The following is a 16,356-nucleotide window of genomic DNA, read 5'->3' as shown; positions in this document are numbered from 1 at the left end:
TCGCGCCAACCCGGTTACGCCCTTCAGATTGTCCGCTAGTAGGTGAGCAGTGGTATAACCTCTGCCATCGTGGCGACCACCATCGAAGACGGCGTCATCGTCACCGACATTCCCAACCGGCTGGATCGCCTGCCGTGGTCGCGCTGGCACTGGCTCGTGGTGATCGCCCTCGGGATCACCTGGGTCCTCGACGGGCTCGAGGTCACCGTCGTCAACGCCGTGGCCGACGTCCTGAAGCGCGCCGACACCCTCGGCCTGACCACCGTCCAGGTCGCCTCCGCAGCCTCGGCGTACGTGGCCGGCGCCGCCATCGGGGCACTCTTCTTCGGCTACCTCACCGACCGGCTGGGACGCAAGAAGCTCTTCCTCGTCACCCTCGGCTGGTACGTCAGCTTCAGCGTCCTCACCGCCTTCTCCTGGGACGTGTACAGCTACGACGCGCTGCGGGTGCTCACCGGCATCGGCATCGGCGGGGAGTACGCGGCGATCAACTCGGCGATCGACGAGCTGATCCCGGCGCGACGGCGCGGCTGGACCGACCTGGCCATCAACAGCTCCTACTGGTGGGGCGCGATCCTCGCCAGCGCGCTCAGCCTGTTCCTGCTCGACCGCGGCATCGTGCCGGTCACCATCGGCTGGCGAATGTGCTTCCTGGTCGGCGGCGTGCTCGGCATCGCCATCCTGCTGGTGCGGCGGACCATCCCCGAGAGCCCGCGCTGGCTGATCACCCACGGCCGTCCCCAGCAGGCGGAGGAGATCGTTCTCGACATCGAACGCCAGGTGGAGGCGGAGAAGGGGCCGCTGCCGCCGATCGAGGGCGAGCCCATCGAGATCGACCTCGAGCACCGGGTGCGGTTCTGGGACATGCCGCGGACGATGTTCCGCACCTATCCGAAGCGCACCGGCGTCTGCCTCACGCTGATGATCACCCAGGCCTTCCTGTACGACGCCATCTTCTTCACCGAGAGCCTGGTGCTGACCACGTTCTTCCACGTTCCCGACGACCGGGTGGGCCTCTTCCTGGTGCCCTTCGCGCTCGGCAACGTGCTCGGCCCCTGGATGCTCGGCCACCTCTTCGACAGCGTCGGACGGCGGCCGATGATCGCCGGCACCTACATCATCTCCGGGGTGCTGCTGGTGATCACCGGCATCCTCTTCACCCACGGGATGCTCACCGCGACCACGATCACGATCTGCTGGTCGGTGGTCTTCTTCTTCGCCTCCGCCGGCGCCAGCTCGGCGTACCTGACGGTGAGCGAGATCTTCCCCATGGAGACCCGGGCGCTCGCGATCGCGTTCGTGTACTCGATCGGCAACGTGGTCGGCGGCATCGCCGCGCCGCTGCTCTTCGGCGCCCTGATCGCCACCAAGCAGCCGGGCCGCGTCTTCATCGGCTACTGCCTCGGTGCCGGGCTCATGGTCCTCGGCGGGCTGGTCGAGGCGATCTGGGGGGTCGACGCCGAGCGGAGGTCGCTGGAGTCGATCGCGGCGCCGCTGAGCGCGGTGCGGCGGCGGCTGCACGAGGCCTCGTCGGGCGCCGCGGCGGCGATCGCCGGCGCGGCCGCCAGGCCGCCGGTGCTCAAGCCTCAGGCGACGCTGCCGGGCGCCTCCAGCCGCGGGCTGCCGGTGAGCTCGCGCGAGGCCGTCCCGTTCGACCCCGACCGGCCGCCGCCCAGGTAGGAGGCGACCACCCGGGGGTCGTGGAGCACCGCCTCGGGCGCACCCGCGGCGATCACCGCGCCGAGCTCGAGCGCCACCAGCCGGTCGCAGAGCGAGGAGAGCAGCGCCATGTCGTGCTCGATCACCAGCATCGAGCAGCCGGTCTGGGCGTGGACGGTGCGGAGCAGCCGCGCCAGGGCCTCGGTCTCGCGCTGCGCCATCCCCGCGGAGGGCTCGTCGAGGAGCACCACCGCCGGGTCCTGGGCGAGCACGCAGCCGAGCTCGACCACCCGCCGGGTGCCGGTCGAGAGCTCGCCGCACGGGGTGTCGCGATAGGCGCGCAGCCCCAGCGCGGTCACCAGCTCGTCGACGCGTCGCGCCGCCGCCGCCTCGGCGTCGGTGGAGGCGGGCAGCCGTAGCGCGGCCGCGATCGGGTCACGGTTGGCCAGATGCCGCTCCAGCGCCACCGCGATGGTCTCGGCGACGGTGAGCGACGGGAAGAGGCGCGCCTCCTGGAAGGAGCGGCCGAGGCCGGCGAGGGCACGGCGGTGCGGCGGCCGGTCGCTGATGTCCTCGCCGCCGAGGAGGACGCGTCCGCCCTGGGCGTCGAGGAAGCCGGTGACCACGTCGAACAGGGTGGTCTTGCCCGCGCCGTTGTGGCCGATCAGCCCCACCACCTCGCCGGGCTCGACGGTGAGGTCGACCCTGTCGACGGCGACGATGCCGCCGAATCGGCGGGTGAGCCCGGTGCACTCCAGCCGCATCCCCCGTGCCGGGGCGGCGGCGGCGCCGGTCTCGCCGCCGAGGGCGCCGTCCTGCTGGCGTCCGAGGAACACCGCGCGGAGCAGGTCGGGGCGGCGGGTCAGCTCGGCGGTGGGACCGCTGAAGCGCACGTGACCCTTCTCGAGGAACACGGCACGCTCGGCGAGCTGCAGGGCGACGTCGACCGACTGCTCGACCACCACCACGGTGGTGCCGCCGCGGTGGATGTCGCGCACCGTCTCGACCAGCTGTCCCACCACCGCGGGTGCGAGCCCGAGCGAGAGCTCGTCGATGCAGAGCAGCCGCGGGCCGGTGGCCAGCGCCATCGCCAGCGAGAGCATCTGCTGCTCACCGCCGGAGAGCTCGCCGGCGCGGATGCCCAGCCGCCCGCGGAGCGCCCCGAACAGGGAGAGGCAGCGCTCGACGGCGGTGTCGACCGCGGCGCGGTCGGAGCGCAGCAGCCAGCAGGCGAGGCGGAGGTTCTCGGCCACGGTGAGGCCGGGGAAGACGCCGCGGCCGCCGGGCATGAGCGCCAGCCCGCGGCCGGCGAGCCGCTCGGCGTGCCCGTGCACGGTGGCGCCGTCGAACTCGATGCGGCCGGCGCTGATGTCGAGCAGCCCGGCCACCGCCCGGAGCAGCGTCGACTTGCCGGCGCCGTTGGTGCCGAGCAGGGCGAGGATCTCGCCCTCGGCGACCGACAGCTCGGCGCCGAAGAGCACCTGGAGCGAGCCGTAGCCGGCGTCGACGCCGGCGCAGCTCAGCAGCGCCGGCCGCGCCGCGCCGCCGGTGGCGGCGGCCACGGGAGTGGCGACCGGGTCGGGCTCGGTGCGGGACGCGTCCGCGGCCCGGGTCAGGTCGATGCCCCGGCGCCGGGCCAGCAGCGCGAGCAGGCGGTCGCGGGCGCGCTCGGCGGCCTCGGCGAGGCCGCCCGGGATCACCAGCAGCACGATGAGCATGCCGACGCCGGTGATGATCAGCTGCAGCTTCGGGAACAGGTAGCCGGAGAGCTCGACGAGGGCGACGCCGCTGAGCGCGCCGCCGATGGAGCCGAGACCGCCGATCACCGCCATCGAGAAGACGAGAAGGCTGAGCGAGGTCTCGTAGGTGTGGAAGCCGATGCTGCGCAGCACCGTGGCGTGGAGCGCGCCGGCCACCCCGGCGATGACCCCCGCGACCACGAACCCGGTCAGCCGGGTGCGCACCGCCGGCACCGCGATCGCCGCCGCGCCGCGCTGGTTGTCGCGCACCGCGATCATCGCCCGGCCGCTGCGCGCCCGGCGCAGCCCGTGCACCAGCAGCACGGTGAGCACCAGCACCCCCAGGCAGACCAGGTACAGCGAGCGCTCGCTGCGCAGGTCGAAGCGATGCCAGAGCACCGGGCGCTCGAAGTCCTCGAAGATCAGGGTGCGGAAGTTGGCGGGGTTGAGGAAGAAGGAGTCGACGGCGACCGCGAAGGCGAGGGTGGTCACCGCGAGGAAGAGGCCGCGCACCCGCAGCGCGGGCAGGCCCACGAGCAGCGCCACCAGCCCACCGGCGATCGCGCCGCCGCCGAGGGCGAGGAAGAGGTCGACGTTCCAGCGGCTGATCAGGTTGCCCGCGACCAGCGCGCCGACCCCGACGATGCCCATCTGGCCCAGGCTCACGGTGCCGCCCCAGCCGGTGAGCACCACCAGCGAGACCGCCACCAGCCCGTAGATGAGCCAGATGCTCGCCTGGTCGAGCTGGCTCGGCGACGCCAGCGCGGGCAGCAGCAGCGCCGCCGCCGCGACGGCCGCCACCGTCAGCCCCCGGGCGATCCGCACCTCGGGCAGCCGGCGCAGGGCGGCGGCGATGGGACGGGCGCCGGAGGCGATCGACCAGCTGGAGAGGTCGGCGTCGACCCGGCTGGTGCGGCGGTGGCGGACCAGCAGCGCCACCATGATCACCACCAGGAACACCACCGTCTCGGTGGCCTGCTTGTCGATGTTCCAGCGCACCACCTGGTCGACGACGCCGAGGCCGACCCCGACCCCGAACGCCGCGGGCAGCGACTCGAGGTCGGCGACCACGGCGGCGGCGAGCGCGGGCAGCAGCAGCGTCGCGCCGGCGGCGGCGTCGATGGTCAGGCCCGAGCCCGGCGCGGTGAGGGTCACGGTGAGCGCGGCGAAGCCGCCGGCGATCAGCCAGACCAGCAGCGAGAGCCGGCCGACGGGGATGCCGAGCAGGCGAGCGCGGTCGGCGTTCTCGGCGATGCCGCGGATCGCCATCCCCGCCTCGGTGCGGAGCAGGAACCAGGAGAGGGCCCCCAGCACGACCGGCACCACCGCGAGGATCAGCAGGTCGTTGCCGGTGAGGATGATCGGGTCGACGGTGAGGTGGATGCGGTTGAGAGGGGTCTCGAATCCACCCACCAGCGTGTTGGTGCCGAGCACCTGGGGGATGAGCAGCTCGACGCCGCCGAGCAGCTGGGCGAGGCCGATCGTGGCCACGGTGAGCACCAGCCGCGGCGCGTCGCGGAAGCGGCGGATCACCAGCCGCTCGACGGCTCCGCCGACCCCGACCCCCACCACCACCGCGAGCGGCACCGCCAGCAGCCAGGGCAGCCCGTGGCCGAGGTGCAGGCCCACCGCGAGCGCCGCTCCTACCCCGCCGATGGCGCCGTAGGCGAAGTTGATCGCCCGGGTCGCGCGGTAGGTGAGCACCAGGCCGACGGCGAGAAGGCCGGTGCCGGTCCCCAGGATGGCGCCCTGGAGGACGATGCCCAGCGGCACCCGGCCTGGTGCCACCTGGGTCGCCACCAGCACCGCGGCGGCGGTGACGGCGGCGGTGGCGGCCGCGATGCGGCGGCCGCTCACCGGAACACTGGAGGGTCGCCCGCCGGCACCTTCCCCAGTCGATAGCGGTCCCCGCTGGTCTGGTACGTCCCCTGTTTGTCGTTGTACGTGGAGGTCCGGTTGGGGTCCCACCAGATCTCCTTGAAGTCCTGGGTGGGCGTGTAGTGCCCCGGCCCGAAGCCCCAGGTCCCCGCCTCACCGGCGCCGCCGGGATAGGCGAACATCCCCCGCTCGAAGTTCCCCGGGGTCAGCGTGGGGCCGGCGAGCTGGATGCCCATGGCGATCATGTAGAGCTGGTAGTAGATGAGCTCGACGCTGTGGGCCGGCTCGTCGCTGCGCACCGCCTTGTAGGCGTTGTAGCCGAGGCCGGCGCGCTCGGGCAGCTGGGGGCCGAGGGTGCTGATGCCGAAGGCGTGTGACCACTCGCTCTGGTCGTAGAGCTGACCGGCGATGTCGGTGTCGGTGAACGCGGTGCCCTGCACCAGCCACTCCGGGTAGTAGCCCTGCTCGTGCGCCTTGGCGGTGAGGAAGACGGGGAGGATGGGGTCGGTGGCGGTCGCCACCGAGGTCACCCCCGCCGCCTTCAGCTTGGCGACGATGCTCGCCGCCTGGTTGGAGAGGCTGGCGAGGTCGAGCGAGTAGTTGACCGTCAAGGCGTCGTTGCCAGCCTGGTGGAGGACGTTGAGCCCGTCGTGCAGGCACTGCTGGTACTCGGGGTTGTCCGGCACCACGATGCCCACCTTGCGCGGCTTGTTCTGGAGGTCGCCGCCGGCGTACTTCGCCGGCTTCCCCAGGACCCGCTTGTTCAACCAGTCGGAGTTGCTCATCGCCACCAGCGAGCAGTCGGTGAAGGTGCTCCACGCGTACGGCCGGCGGTCGAGGAACCACTGGCGCGACATGTACGGCGCGCCGAAGGCCATGACCTTCTGCCGCGCCAGCGCGTCGGAGTAGGGCTCGGTGAAGCCGGTGGCGTCGGCGAAGGCGCCGACCTCGCTGGCCACCTTGATGGCGTCGGCGTTGGCCTGCTCCTGCCCGGCGCCGAGGAGCTCGCGGGTGAGCGCGCCGTGACCCTGGAAGGGGGCGAGCTTGATCTTGCGGCCGTAGAACTGGAAGCGCGTGTTGAAGTAGTCGACCAGCCCCTGGGCGGTGCGGGTGGCGTCCTCATTGCTGTCGATGAGGTCCGACCCGGTGATCTTGGAGATCGTCGTGGAGAGGTCGGGATCGGCGGTCTGGCGCAGCGCCACGGTGATCGTGTCCCTGGTGACGCCCCGGGTGGTGGCGCCCCCGTTGTCGCCGCTGAAGAGCACGCAGGGCGGCGAGTAGGGATCGCCCGGCACCTGCTGGCGGCGGTCGGTGCAGCCGCTGGTGTGCGCGGCGGCGACGCCGCGGGTGACCGACGTGCCGCCGCCGGGGCCGGTGGTGCCCGGCGCGCTGCCCGGCCCCGGTGCCAGCGCGCCGGTGCCCGGGCCGACGGTGGTGACGCTGCCCGCGGCGGCGGTGCCGTCGTGGACGACGGTCTGCTCGCGGGCGACGGTGGGCACCAGGGTGACCATGAGCGCGAAGGCGACGGTCATCGCCAGCAGCGGCCCGTAGCCGCGGAGCAGCCGTCCCTCGGCGCCGGGCAGCCGGCCGCGCTCGCCGCTCACGACCCCACCCCCCCCCGGCGGCGCCGGAAGAGGAGCAGCGCGTCCCCGGCGAAGAGCAGCACCGCGACGCCCAGCCCGGCGACCGCGGCGGCGCGGGCGAGGTCGTGGGTGCTGCAGCCGGAGCGGCCGAACGAGCCCGGGGTGACGCACGCGGTGAAGCTGCGTCCCGCGGTCGCGGGGGTGATCAGCGTGGTGCCGGCCGCCGCCGGGCCGGGCGGGAGGGCGGGCGGCGCCACCGGGGTCAGCACGGCGGGCGGGGTGGTGTCGGTGACGGTGGTGCCTCCGAAGGGCGACAGCGGCAGGAAGTCGCCGAAGGGGTTGCGATAGGCGATGCCCTCGGTGGTGGCGTGGACGCCACCGAGGTCGACGTCGACGCCTCCGGTGCCGGTGAGGCCGCCGTAGGCGATATCGCCGACGAGCAGGCCGGCGCCGGCCAGCGGTCCCAGCCCGCTGCGCGGGTCCTGGCAGTTCTGCGGGTCGCCCTTGAACGTCGCCACCACCTGGTCGCGGGCCGGTTGCGCCGCGGCCAGGGCGGCGCCGAGCGGCTCGGAGAGCTGGGTGGTGCCGCCGAGGCTGATCCGCAGCGGTCCGACGTCGACGGTGCCGTCCCCGAGGGTGCGCACCGCCGGCGGGGTGAGATGCAGGCCGAAGGGCGCGAGCGCCCGGTTGGCTCCGTCGAGCGACTGCACCACCTGCTCCGCGGGGCCGGGCGCGCCACCGAGCAGGCCCGCGGGCAGGCTCTGCCCGCCGATGCGGATCTCGTCGACGTGGAAGCCGCCGTCGTGCAGCGGCGTGTCGCCGGTGCGCTGGGTGACGTCCCAGTGCAGCCCGAGCAGCTGCACCGCGCCGCCGGCGAGGCTCACCGAGGCGATCGAAGCGTCCGCGTGCGCCTCACGGCGGAGGCCGGGCACCAGCCGGGTCTCGGCGTGGCTGACGGCGGCGCCCACGCTGAGCACCCCGGGGAGGTCGAGGGTGGCGCTGGAGGCGTCGGCGGTGGACCCGTTGGGGCGGGCGGCGGCGGTCTCGGTGCCGCCCGCGGCGACGTCACCGCCGGCGAAGCTGTGGGTGCTGCTGGCGGGTCCGTGGCTCGAGTTCGCCTGCACCGGCCCCGGCACCTGGTCGGGCTTGAGCAGCGGCTGCTGGCCGCACGCCGAGACCGTGGTCAGGAGCAGGCCGAAGATCCCGAGGTCGAGCGCCTGGGCCTGGGCGCGCCCCTCGGTGCCCTGGTAGGAGGCCAGGGAGTCGCCGGTGGTGACGGCGTAGGTCAGCCCCCCGGTGTGCGGGGCGAGCCGCAACGCCGTGCCCCGCGCCGCGCCGCTGCCGTTGACGAACCCGGTGTCCGTGCGTGCCCCGGCGGGCTGGGGGATGACCAGGGTGAGCAGGCCGGCGGCGCCGAGAAATGCCGCCAGACCTCGGAGCGTGGGCTGCACACCGTCCTCCATCCCTTCCGCGCCACTGGAGGCAATCTATCCCACCGCGGAGGCGTGATGCCACCATCAACTGTGAAAGCGACCCCGGGGAGGGGCGCCGAGGGGATGCGCGGACGCGACCGCGCCACGCTCGAGGCGGTGCGCGCCACCTCGAGCGTGGCGATGTCCCGGTCACCGCGCCGGGAGCGCTCCGGCTCCGGGCGGCGGTGCAGGCTAGATGTTGCGGATCTTCTTGTAGCGCTGCCAGTCGGGGAGCAGCGTGACCGACTTCACCAGCCCGGTGACGGCCATCATCGCCACGATCCCCACCCCGCAGAGGAACTCCACTGGATAGAGAATGAACTTGTTCCTCTTCCAACCCACGGCCGAGGCCCTCCCAAACGGCCGGCCGCGGCGCACGCCGGGTACCGGTTCTCGCAGTCATACCACGCCGTTCTAGGTGATGGGGGAGGACACCGCGCATTTGCGCCCCGGGGGGGAACCCGGGGGGGAGGGGGACGTCCCCCGATCAGAAGCCGATCATCCCCTTGAGCGTGGGGTCGACCACCGCGGTGGTGAACTGCTCGCACCACTGGCACACGAACTGGACCCGCCGCATGCCGCGCTGCACCTGGCGCGCGTTCGGCCAGCCGCAGCGGCCACAGTTGACCCCCTGGACCCAGACGGGCTCCTGCTCAGGCTCAGGCTGGCCGTGGTTGCCGCCGCGTCCGTTGTGCTCGGGAATCATCCTCATGCCGCGGGAGTCGCCGCACTCCTTCGTGCGTGGCGTGCTAGGAGCGTACGCGGAACGTCGGCCACTGGCAACCGGCGTCGTGCCCAGATGGCGTCCCCCCCTGGTGAGGCGGCGGAGGGCAGGCCTCCGCCGCCTCGTTGGGGACGCTCGGGAAACCTAGCCCTGTCCGCCCAGGAGGCCGAGGCCGAGCAGGCCGCCGCCGGGCGACGCGCTGGTCCCGGTTCCGCCGAGCAGCAGGGTGGTGATCGACTGGAGCGGGTTCGACGCCGGGGCCGAGGCCGCGGGGGGCGCCACCGGCAGTGCCGGCGGGGCCACCGGGAGGACCGGCGACGCCGCGGGGGCGGGCGCCGTGGCGGCGGCCGGGGCACCGCCCAGCGCCGCGATCAGGGCGGCGATGTCGGGGGTGCCGCGCCCGGTGGTGTAGTCCCAGCCGGGGGTGGCCACGAAGAGCCCCTGGAAGCCCTGGGTGATGTCGTGGAAGACCGCCGCCGGGAGCGAGTAGAGGGTCGGGTTGGCGAAGCCGAGGCCGCCGTTGTGCGACGACTGCAGCCGGGACCAGATCCCCAGCCACGCGGGCGAGCTTGCGCTGGTGCCGCCGATCGCCAGCTGCTTGCCGTTGACGATCGTCGCGTAGCCGGAGGCGGGGTCGGCGTCGAGGCTGACGTCCGGGGTGCCGCGGTTGACGCCGAGGAAGCTGCCGCCCGCTCCCGCCTGCCATGCGGGGGTGGGCTCGAAGAGCGCGGGGCCGCCGCCGCCGGCGAGCCACGCGGTCTCGGTGGCGCCGCCCTTGCCGTCGGGGGTGAGGGTGGTGCCGCCGACGCTCACCGCGTACTGGCTGGCGGCCGGGTAGTTGGGGCCGGGCAGCCCGATCGGCAGGCCGTTCTGGCTGACCAGGAAGGGGCAGAAGGAGCCGGTGTCGCCACTGGAGGAGAAGAGCGTCTGCCCCTGGGCGACCGCCTGGGCCAGGGCGGTGTCGGCGGCGGTGGCGAAGCCGCTGACGTGGGCCAGCGACTCGCACTCACCGAAGGACGCGCTCGCCTGGGCGGCGCGGTTGTCGGTGACCCACTTGTTGATCTCCGCGAGGATGTCCGCGTCGCCCAGCGACTTGGCCTGGTAGACGAGCAGGTTCGACGCCGCGGGCGCGAACGCGGTCGAGTACTGGGTGTCGAGGTCCCATTCCGGGGACCCGGCGGTGTCGGTGAACGGCCCGGCGCCGACCGGCACGGTGGTCCAGGGCACATGCGGGAGCCCGTACTGGTTCTCGAACTGGAGCAGGTCGGCGCGGGGCTGGGTCAGGTCGCCCTCGGCGAGGATCGCCAGGGTCTGGCCGAAGCCGTCGCGGTGCGCCGTCGGATGCGGCGCCGGCGCGTTGTAGAAGGAGTTGAACTCCTGGGGCCCGTAGCCCTTGAAGGCGCTGCCGGCGGCGGGGGCGACCGCGGCGGTGGTGTGGGCGACGCTGAGCTTGTGCAGGTCGCTGAGCCCGAGCACCGCGGTGACCCGGCCGGCGAGCTGCGCGGGCAGGGTGGCCGCCGACGACGGCGCGAAGAAGCTGAAGCCGTGGTTGCTCAGGAAGTTCTCGAGGTGCATCCCGAGCAGGCTGCCGATGCGGTCACTCGCGCCCTGCATCGACACCAGGGTCCGGTTGGGCGAGACGGTGATCCCGCTCAGTCCCGACGAGGCCGCCCAGCCGGTGACCTGAGCCACCGTGGCGGGGTCGGGCGCGAAGCGCTGCGCGAACTGGTCGGGGGTGAGGAAGTGGTGGTACTCGGCATTCCCCGGGGTGTTCTGCGCGGCGATCAGCGAGCGCAGGCCCGCCTGGTCCCGCAGCGGCAGCGCCATGGTCACGTCGAGCGGCCGCGGCACCAGCGGCCCGAGGTCGAGCGCGTCGCGGAGCAGCGTGGGAACCGTTCCCAGAACTCCGGTGGCGGGTGAGCCGTCCGGCGTGGCGGCGGCGGCCGGACGGGCCGCCAGTGCACCGGCGGACAGCATGGCGACGACGACTGATCCGATGGCTGCGCGCCGGCCGATGGACGCCGGACTTCCGAAGGCGAACATGCCCGCTCCTCAATGCGCGTCTCCTTCCGGAGACGCCCCAACCTTATGAAGCAGCAAGAGCTATGACCGGGTGCGGGGGGACGCACTCGGCAATCACCGATATCCCGTTGCGCAGGCTGCATATGCGCACCGGGTCAATCCAATCCGTCAGGCCCGCCACCCCTGGCTGCCCGACGCGGCTCAGTATGCACGAATCCCCCCGATCAAGGCCACCCTTGTATTTCCGGAGCTGGCGCGGCGAGGTGCGTCATGAACGAACGCGCCAATTGCGTCGCGGCGAGTGGCCGCGGCAGCCCTCTACCAGTAGGCGGGAATGGCGTCGTCGAAGGGCTGGGTCAGGGGGCGCCGCGACGGCCGGCGGAGGCTGCGCACCAGCAGCACCGCGCCGCCACCGAGCAGCGCGGCGCCGCTGAGCGGTGCCGCCCCGGCGGCGGCGCCGGTCACCGGGATGGCGATGGCGCGGGCCCGCACCGGGGCGGGCGGCGGAACCGGGGGCGGTGGCGCGGCGACCGCCGGGGGAGGGGGCGGGGCGGGTGCGGCCGCGACCACCGCGGTGACCGGAGCGGTCTCGTGCCCGGCGCTCTCGACGTGGGCCCCGGTGACCGGGGGCACCGAGGCCGGCACCACCGGAGGGGGGACCACCACGGGCGGCGGGATGGCCCCGGTTGCGGGGCGTGCCACCGACTGCACGGCGGCGTGGGGACGTCCGCCCGCGAACGCGGTGGTCACCAGCGCGCCGCCACCGAGCACCCCGGCGGCGGCGACGGTGAGCAGGGTGCCTCCGGTGGCGGAGAGCACCGCGCCCACTCCGATGCAGACCCCCCGGGGTGCGCGTGGACGCTGTCGACGGGTGCGGCTGTCGCCGTGCGTCATTTCCCTTCCCTCTGGTGTGACGTGTGCAGAACGTGGAGGCCAGAGCACCTTAGGCCGTTGTGGCCGGATTCGTCAAGTACTGATGCGGCCCACCGGCGAGACTGACCCGAAGGTCAGCCGGTCATTCGCAGCAGGCCGAGGGGCGCGCCCTGCGGGTCCGTGATCCAGGAGAAGCGCAGGCCCTCCTGGATGTCCATCGGCGGCACCAAGACCTTGCCGCCGAGCTCCACGGCGCGGGCGGTGTCGGCGTCGACGTCGGTGGCGCCCAGGTACACCACCCAGTGGGCGGGGACCTCGGCGGGGAACTGATCGCCCATCGGCATCATGCCGCCGATGCTCCGGCCGTCCTGCTTCCACTCGGTGTACGGGATCGGCCCGGTCGCGGTCTCGCTGCCCCAGCCGAACACCGCCGCGTAGAACGCCGTCGCGGCATCGGGATCACGGGTCTGCAGCTCGGTCCAGCACAGCGCGCCGGGCTCGTTGACCAGCTGCGCGCCGGTGTGGTCACCCGGCTGCCACACCGCGAACGCCGCACCGGTCGGGTCCATGTACACCGCCATCCGCCCCGCGGTCATCACCTGCATCGGCTCCAGAGCCACCGTCCCGCCCGCCGCCCGGACCTTCTCGGTGGTGGCGTCGACGTCGTCGGTGGTCACGTACATCATCCAGGACGGCGGCCGGTCCTGACCCGGCGCCATGCCGGCCACGAACCTGCCGTTCTTGGTGAGCATCGTGTAGCCGCCCGCCTCCGGCTCGTCCGCCCTCTGCGCGTCCCAGCCGAAGAGTGCGGTGTAGAAGGCGATGGCGGCGTCGAGGTCGGAGGTGGTGAGGTCGGTCCACGAGGGGATGCCCGGCGGGTGCGACGAGGCCTCGGTCATGGCGGCTCTCCCAGGTCGGTCGGAGCGCGGGAGGCCAGTCTAGTGCAGGTTGACCGGCCGGATCAGCCGTCCCGGGAGCGGAGGCGCACCACGTCCTGACCGCCGCGCCAGGCGGCGGCCCGGGCCTCGCCCATGCGGTCGGCGAGATCCTCGAGCACCTCGAGGTCGCTGCCGTGGAGCGCCTGGCGCTGGTCGCTCAGGATGCGCAGCAACTCGGCGGCCGCGCCCCCCGCGGCGAGCTCCACGTTCCGCAGCTGGTGCTGCAGTCGGGAGATCGCGGAGGCTTCGCCTCGGTGGACCGTACGTCGCCGACGGGCGAGCCGGTGGACCACCCCGCTCTCTGTGTCACCGAACAGCTGCTCGATGGCGCGGACAATACCAGAACAGAGGTTCGGGCGGGAGCGGCGGTGAAGCGGCGCGTGTGCGGCTCGGGCGGTGCGTTCGGCGCCATCGATGTTGACTCGGGGGAGGCTGCGCCTCCCCCGTTCGCGCCAAAGACATCGCGCGGCGCTTCGCTTGCGCGATGCCGAGGCGCGCCCCCTCCACGCCGGCACTCGCCGGCGACGCTCGCTTCGCTCGCTTCTCGTGAATGCTGGGCACGTCGAGGTACGAGGTGGAGCGCCTCCGGCGCATTTTTCATCACCTCAGAGATCGGCTGCGGGGGTCAGCAATTCACCCGTGACGCCGCTCGGCGGGTGCGTTGTGAGGAACGGCGGACCATCCCGCCCCCGCCGACGGCTCGAGCAGCTCGGCGACGAAGCTGCTGGGGCGGGCGGCGTCGGTGAGCACCAGCACCTGCTCGCGCGCCCGGGTCAGGGCGACGTGGAGGATGCGCCGCTCCTCCTCGACGTCCGCGGCGAGGCGGTGGGGCATCATCCCGCGGCGCACGTCGGCGATGCAGACCAGGTCCCACTCCTCGCCCTTGACCCGGTGCACCGTCGAGAGGGTGACCCCGGTGCCGCCGGAGCGGTCGCCGAGGTGGTCGCGGAGCCAGGCCTCGAAGCTGGCCGGCACGGTGTGGAGGGCGGCGAGCGCCCCCAGCGCGTCGAGGTCGTCGAGGTGGGATTCGCGCTGCAGGCCCCCGGAGTCGAGGCTCCGCATCGAGCGCTCGAGGCCGATGCGCCGCACCGCCGCGAGCGCCGACGCGGTGGTGCCGCCGGCGACGCAGTGGTAGAGGGTGCCGATGTCCTCGATCAGACCGAGGAGGCGGCCCCGGTCGCGCTCGTCGAGCCGGGCGCCGAGATCGCGGAGCTCGCGGGTCGACCAGTGGGTGCGCCGCCCCAGGCGCTCGAAGAACTCGCGGCCGAGGCCGCGCAGCGGGCGGCGGGCGATCTCCTCGATGTCGTGGCGGGACATCCGCTCGGGGTCGGCGCCCAGGCGCAGCAGCGCCAGCGCCGAGCGCACCCCGGTGTGGCGCAGCACGTCGCCGCGCACCGCCGGCACCAGCGGCACCCCGGCGGCGCCGAGGGCGAGCTGGGGGGCCAGGAGGGCGGCGTTGACCCGGGCCAGCACCGCGATGCTCGCCGGGGCGGCGCCCGCGTCGATCCACTGGCGCACCGCGGTCACCACAGCGGCGGCGCCGCCCTCGCCGGGATGGCGGCGGATGCGGAAGGCGTGGGGATGGCCGCCGGCGCGCCCGGCGCGGATCGTCTTGGGCACCCGCACCCGGTTGTGGCCGAGCAGGGTCGCGGCGGCGTGGACCACCGCGGGCGGGCAGCGGTGGTTGACCTCGAGGGCGTACTCGGTGGCGCCGCCGAAGAGCTCGCCGAAGCCGATCAGGAAGCGGGGGTCGGCGCCGGTGTAGCCGTAGACGACCTGGTCGTCGTCGCCCACCGCGAAGACGTCGAGCGCCGGGGCGGCGACGATCCGGATCAGCAGCAGGCGGAGCGGGGTGAGGTCCTGGAACTCGTCCACGAGCAGGTGGCGGCACGATCCCTGCCAGCTCTGCCGCAGCGCGGCATCCTCGAGGAGGAGCTCGCAGGCGCGGTAGACCTGCTCGTCGAAGTCGGCGAGGTGACGCTCGCGCAGCTCGGCGCGGTACTCGTCGAAGGCGCGGGCGAAGCCGGACACCTGCTCGCCGCCGCGCTCGACGTCGACCGGGTCGCGCAGCCCCTCGCGGGTGGCCTGGAGGGCGTCGAGGTAGGGGCCGAGCGGGTCGGTGTTGGCCCTGCGGTCGAGCGGCGGACAGTGGCGGGCGAGGATCTCGCGGACCTCGCCGTCGCCGAGCAGCCGGGTGCCCGGCTCGGCGTCGCGGACGATCGCCCAGCCGAGGGCGTGGACGGTCTGGGTGCGCGGGCCGAAGTCGGTGCAGCGGCGGGCCATCTCCTCGCTGGCGCGGCGGTTGTAGGCGAGCGCGAGCACGGTCTCGCGCTCCCAGCCGCGGTCGACGACGAGGTGACGCAGCCGCTCGGTGAGCACCCGGGTCTTGCCCGAGCCGGCGGGAGCGATGATCCGCGCCGGTCCGCCCGGATGCGCCACCGCGGCCCGCTGGTCGGGGGCGAGGTCGCCGCCGGGCGCCCGCGGCGGCGGCGCGGTCCGCAGCCAGCCGGCCCGCACCGTCTCGGCGTGCACCACCACCGCGCCGAGCTGGTCGGGGTCGAGGGGCTGCCGCGGCCCACCGTCGACCCAGGCGGGTCCGCCGCCGGGGAGGCGGACGTCGGCGGGTCCCTCCGGGGTTCGCTCCGCCCCGAGGTCGGCGGCGCGCACCGACCACCACCACACCGGGCCGCGGCCGCCGCGGGCGTCGTAGTTGTTGCTCCAGACCAGGTGCGCGAGGCGGTCGGTCCAGGGGACGAAGCCGGCGCCGAGCTCCCACAGGGGGAGCTGCCAGCTCCGCGGCGCCCGCAGCCGGTCGCGGTCGACGCCGAGCCGCACCACCACCGGCCGGCGCCGCACCCAGGCGAGGTGGAGGCGGTCGAGCGCGGCGGTCGGGCGCTCCAGCTCGGCGTCGCCGACGGCGACCTCGGGCACCCCCCGCCAGGGGTCGGGCACCCGGTCGTCGGGGCCGACCACCACCCCGCGGCCGAGGCCGGCGGGGCCGGGGATCGGCGGCGGGGCGGTGCGGCGGGGGGCGCTGCCGGCGAGGATCGCGGGGGGCGGTGCCGATGGCTGCAACCGGGCCTCGACCGCGGCGGCGCCACCCGGCCCGCCGAGCAGGGCGCGGCCGGCGCCGGTGATGGCGATCACCCCGGGCTCGACCATCACGGCGAGCCCGTGGCGGGTGAGCAGGGTGCGGGCGTGCCCGACGGTGACGGCGAAGCGGGTCTCCCGTGGGTTCCACGCGACCGTGACGGAGAGGTCCTGGGGGGAGACGCGGAGGTCGGCGGCGAGCCGGGGACGCAGCTCGCGGAGCGCGTGCCGGCCCCCGTCGGCGATGGCGGTGAGCAGCGCGGCGGCGATGGCTCGCTCCGGCGGCAGCGGCATAGGGGGGGAAGCATAGGTGGGCGCCGGTGGGGGCCGGGAAGCCGGACGGGGCGGGGCCGTCCGGCCCCGCCCCGCCGGGGGAAC

The 16,356-nt window shown here is 74.1% G+C and carries 11 protein-coding genes; 1 reads left to right on the top strand and 10 read right to left on the bottom strand.

Annotation, left to right across the window (positions count from 1 at the left end; genetic code table 11):
* Positions 1-69: 69 nt before the first annotated feature.
* Positions 70-1,680, top strand: a complete 1,611-nt coding sequence (locus tag VGL20_04955) for an MFS transporter (GenBank protein HEY2703020.1) — start codon at positions 70-72, stop codon at positions 1,678-1,680.
* On the opposite strand, the gene VGL20_04950 is transcribed toward VGL20_04955, so the two are convergent.
* From VGL20_04950 to VGL20_04905, 10 genes are all read right to left on the bottom strand, one after another.
* A complete protein-coding gene (locus VGL20_04950) occupies positions 1,587-5,255 on the bottom strand; it encodes an ATP-binding cassette domain-containing protein (protein HEY2703019.1) in 3,669 nt (1,222 codons plus the stop codon). The two genes, VGL20_04955 and VGL20_04950, sit on opposite strands and share 94 nt — an antisense overlap.
* A complete protein-coding gene (locus tag VGL20_04945) occupies positions 5,252-6,880 on the bottom strand; it encodes a hypothetical protein (GenBank protein ID HEY2703018.1) in 1,629 nt (542 codons plus the stop codon). Before VGL20_04945 ends, VGL20_04950 begins: the two co-directional genes overlap by 4 nt.
* Positions 6,877-8,310, bottom strand: coding sequence for a hypothetical protein (locus tag VGL20_04940; GenBank protein HEY2703017.1), 1,434 nt, complete (start codon positions 8,308-8,310; stop codon positions 6,877-6,879). Before VGL20_04940 ends, VGL20_04945 begins: the two co-directional genes overlap by 4 nt.
* 213 nt (positions 8,311-8,523) lie before the next feature.
* A complete protein-coding gene (locus VGL20_04935) occupies positions 8,524-8,673 on the bottom strand; it encodes a hypothetical protein (GenBank protein HEY2703016.1) in 150 nt (49 codons plus the stop codon).
* A 145-nt stretch (positions 8,674-8,818) separates the two neighbouring features.
* Positions 8,819-9,043, bottom strand: coding sequence for a hypothetical protein (locus VGL20_04930; GenBank protein ID HEY2703015.1), 225 nt, complete (start codon positions 9,041-9,043; stop codon positions 8,819-8,821).
* Between the two features lie 156 nt (positions 9,044-9,199).
* Positions 9,200-11,032, bottom strand: a complete 1,833-nt coding sequence (locus tag VGL20_04925) for a S53 family peptidase (GenBank protein HEY2703014.1) — start codon at positions 11,030-11,032, stop codon at positions 9,200-9,202.
* 363 nt (positions 11,033-11,395) lie between these two features.
* The gene (locus VGL20_04920) at positions 11,396-11,896 is read right to left on the bottom strand and encodes a hypothetical protein (GenBank protein HEY2703013.1); all 501 of its coding nucleotides are present in this window, start codon (positions 11,894-11,896) and stop codon (positions 11,396-11,398) included.
* 188 nt (positions 11,897-12,084) lie between these two features.
* Positions 12,085-12,849, bottom strand: coding sequence for a VOC family protein (locus VGL20_04915; protein ID HEY2703012.1), 765 nt, complete (start codon positions 12,847-12,849; stop codon positions 12,085-12,087).
* Between the two features lie 62 nt (positions 12,850-12,911).
* Positions 12,912-13,094, bottom strand: coding sequence for a hypothetical protein (locus VGL20_04910; protein ID HEY2703011.1), 183 nt, complete (start codon positions 13,092-13,094; stop codon positions 12,912-12,914).
* A 427-nt stretch (positions 13,095-13,521) separates the two neighbouring features.
* A complete protein-coding gene (locus tag VGL20_04905; protein ID HEY2703010.1) occupies positions 13,522-16,272 on the bottom strand; it encodes a UvrD-helicase domain-containing protein in 2,751 nt (916 codons plus the stop codon).
* Positions 16,273-16,356 lie beyond the last annotated feature (84 nt).

The sequence above is a fragment of the Candidatus Dormiibacterota bacterium genome, assembly GCA_036495095.1.
Lineage (GTDB): Bacteria > Chloroflexota > Dormibacteria > Aeolococcales > Aeolococcaceae > CF-96.
Note: the sequence above shows the minus strand (reverse complement) of the source record. Positions and strands in the feature narration are given on the sequence as shown.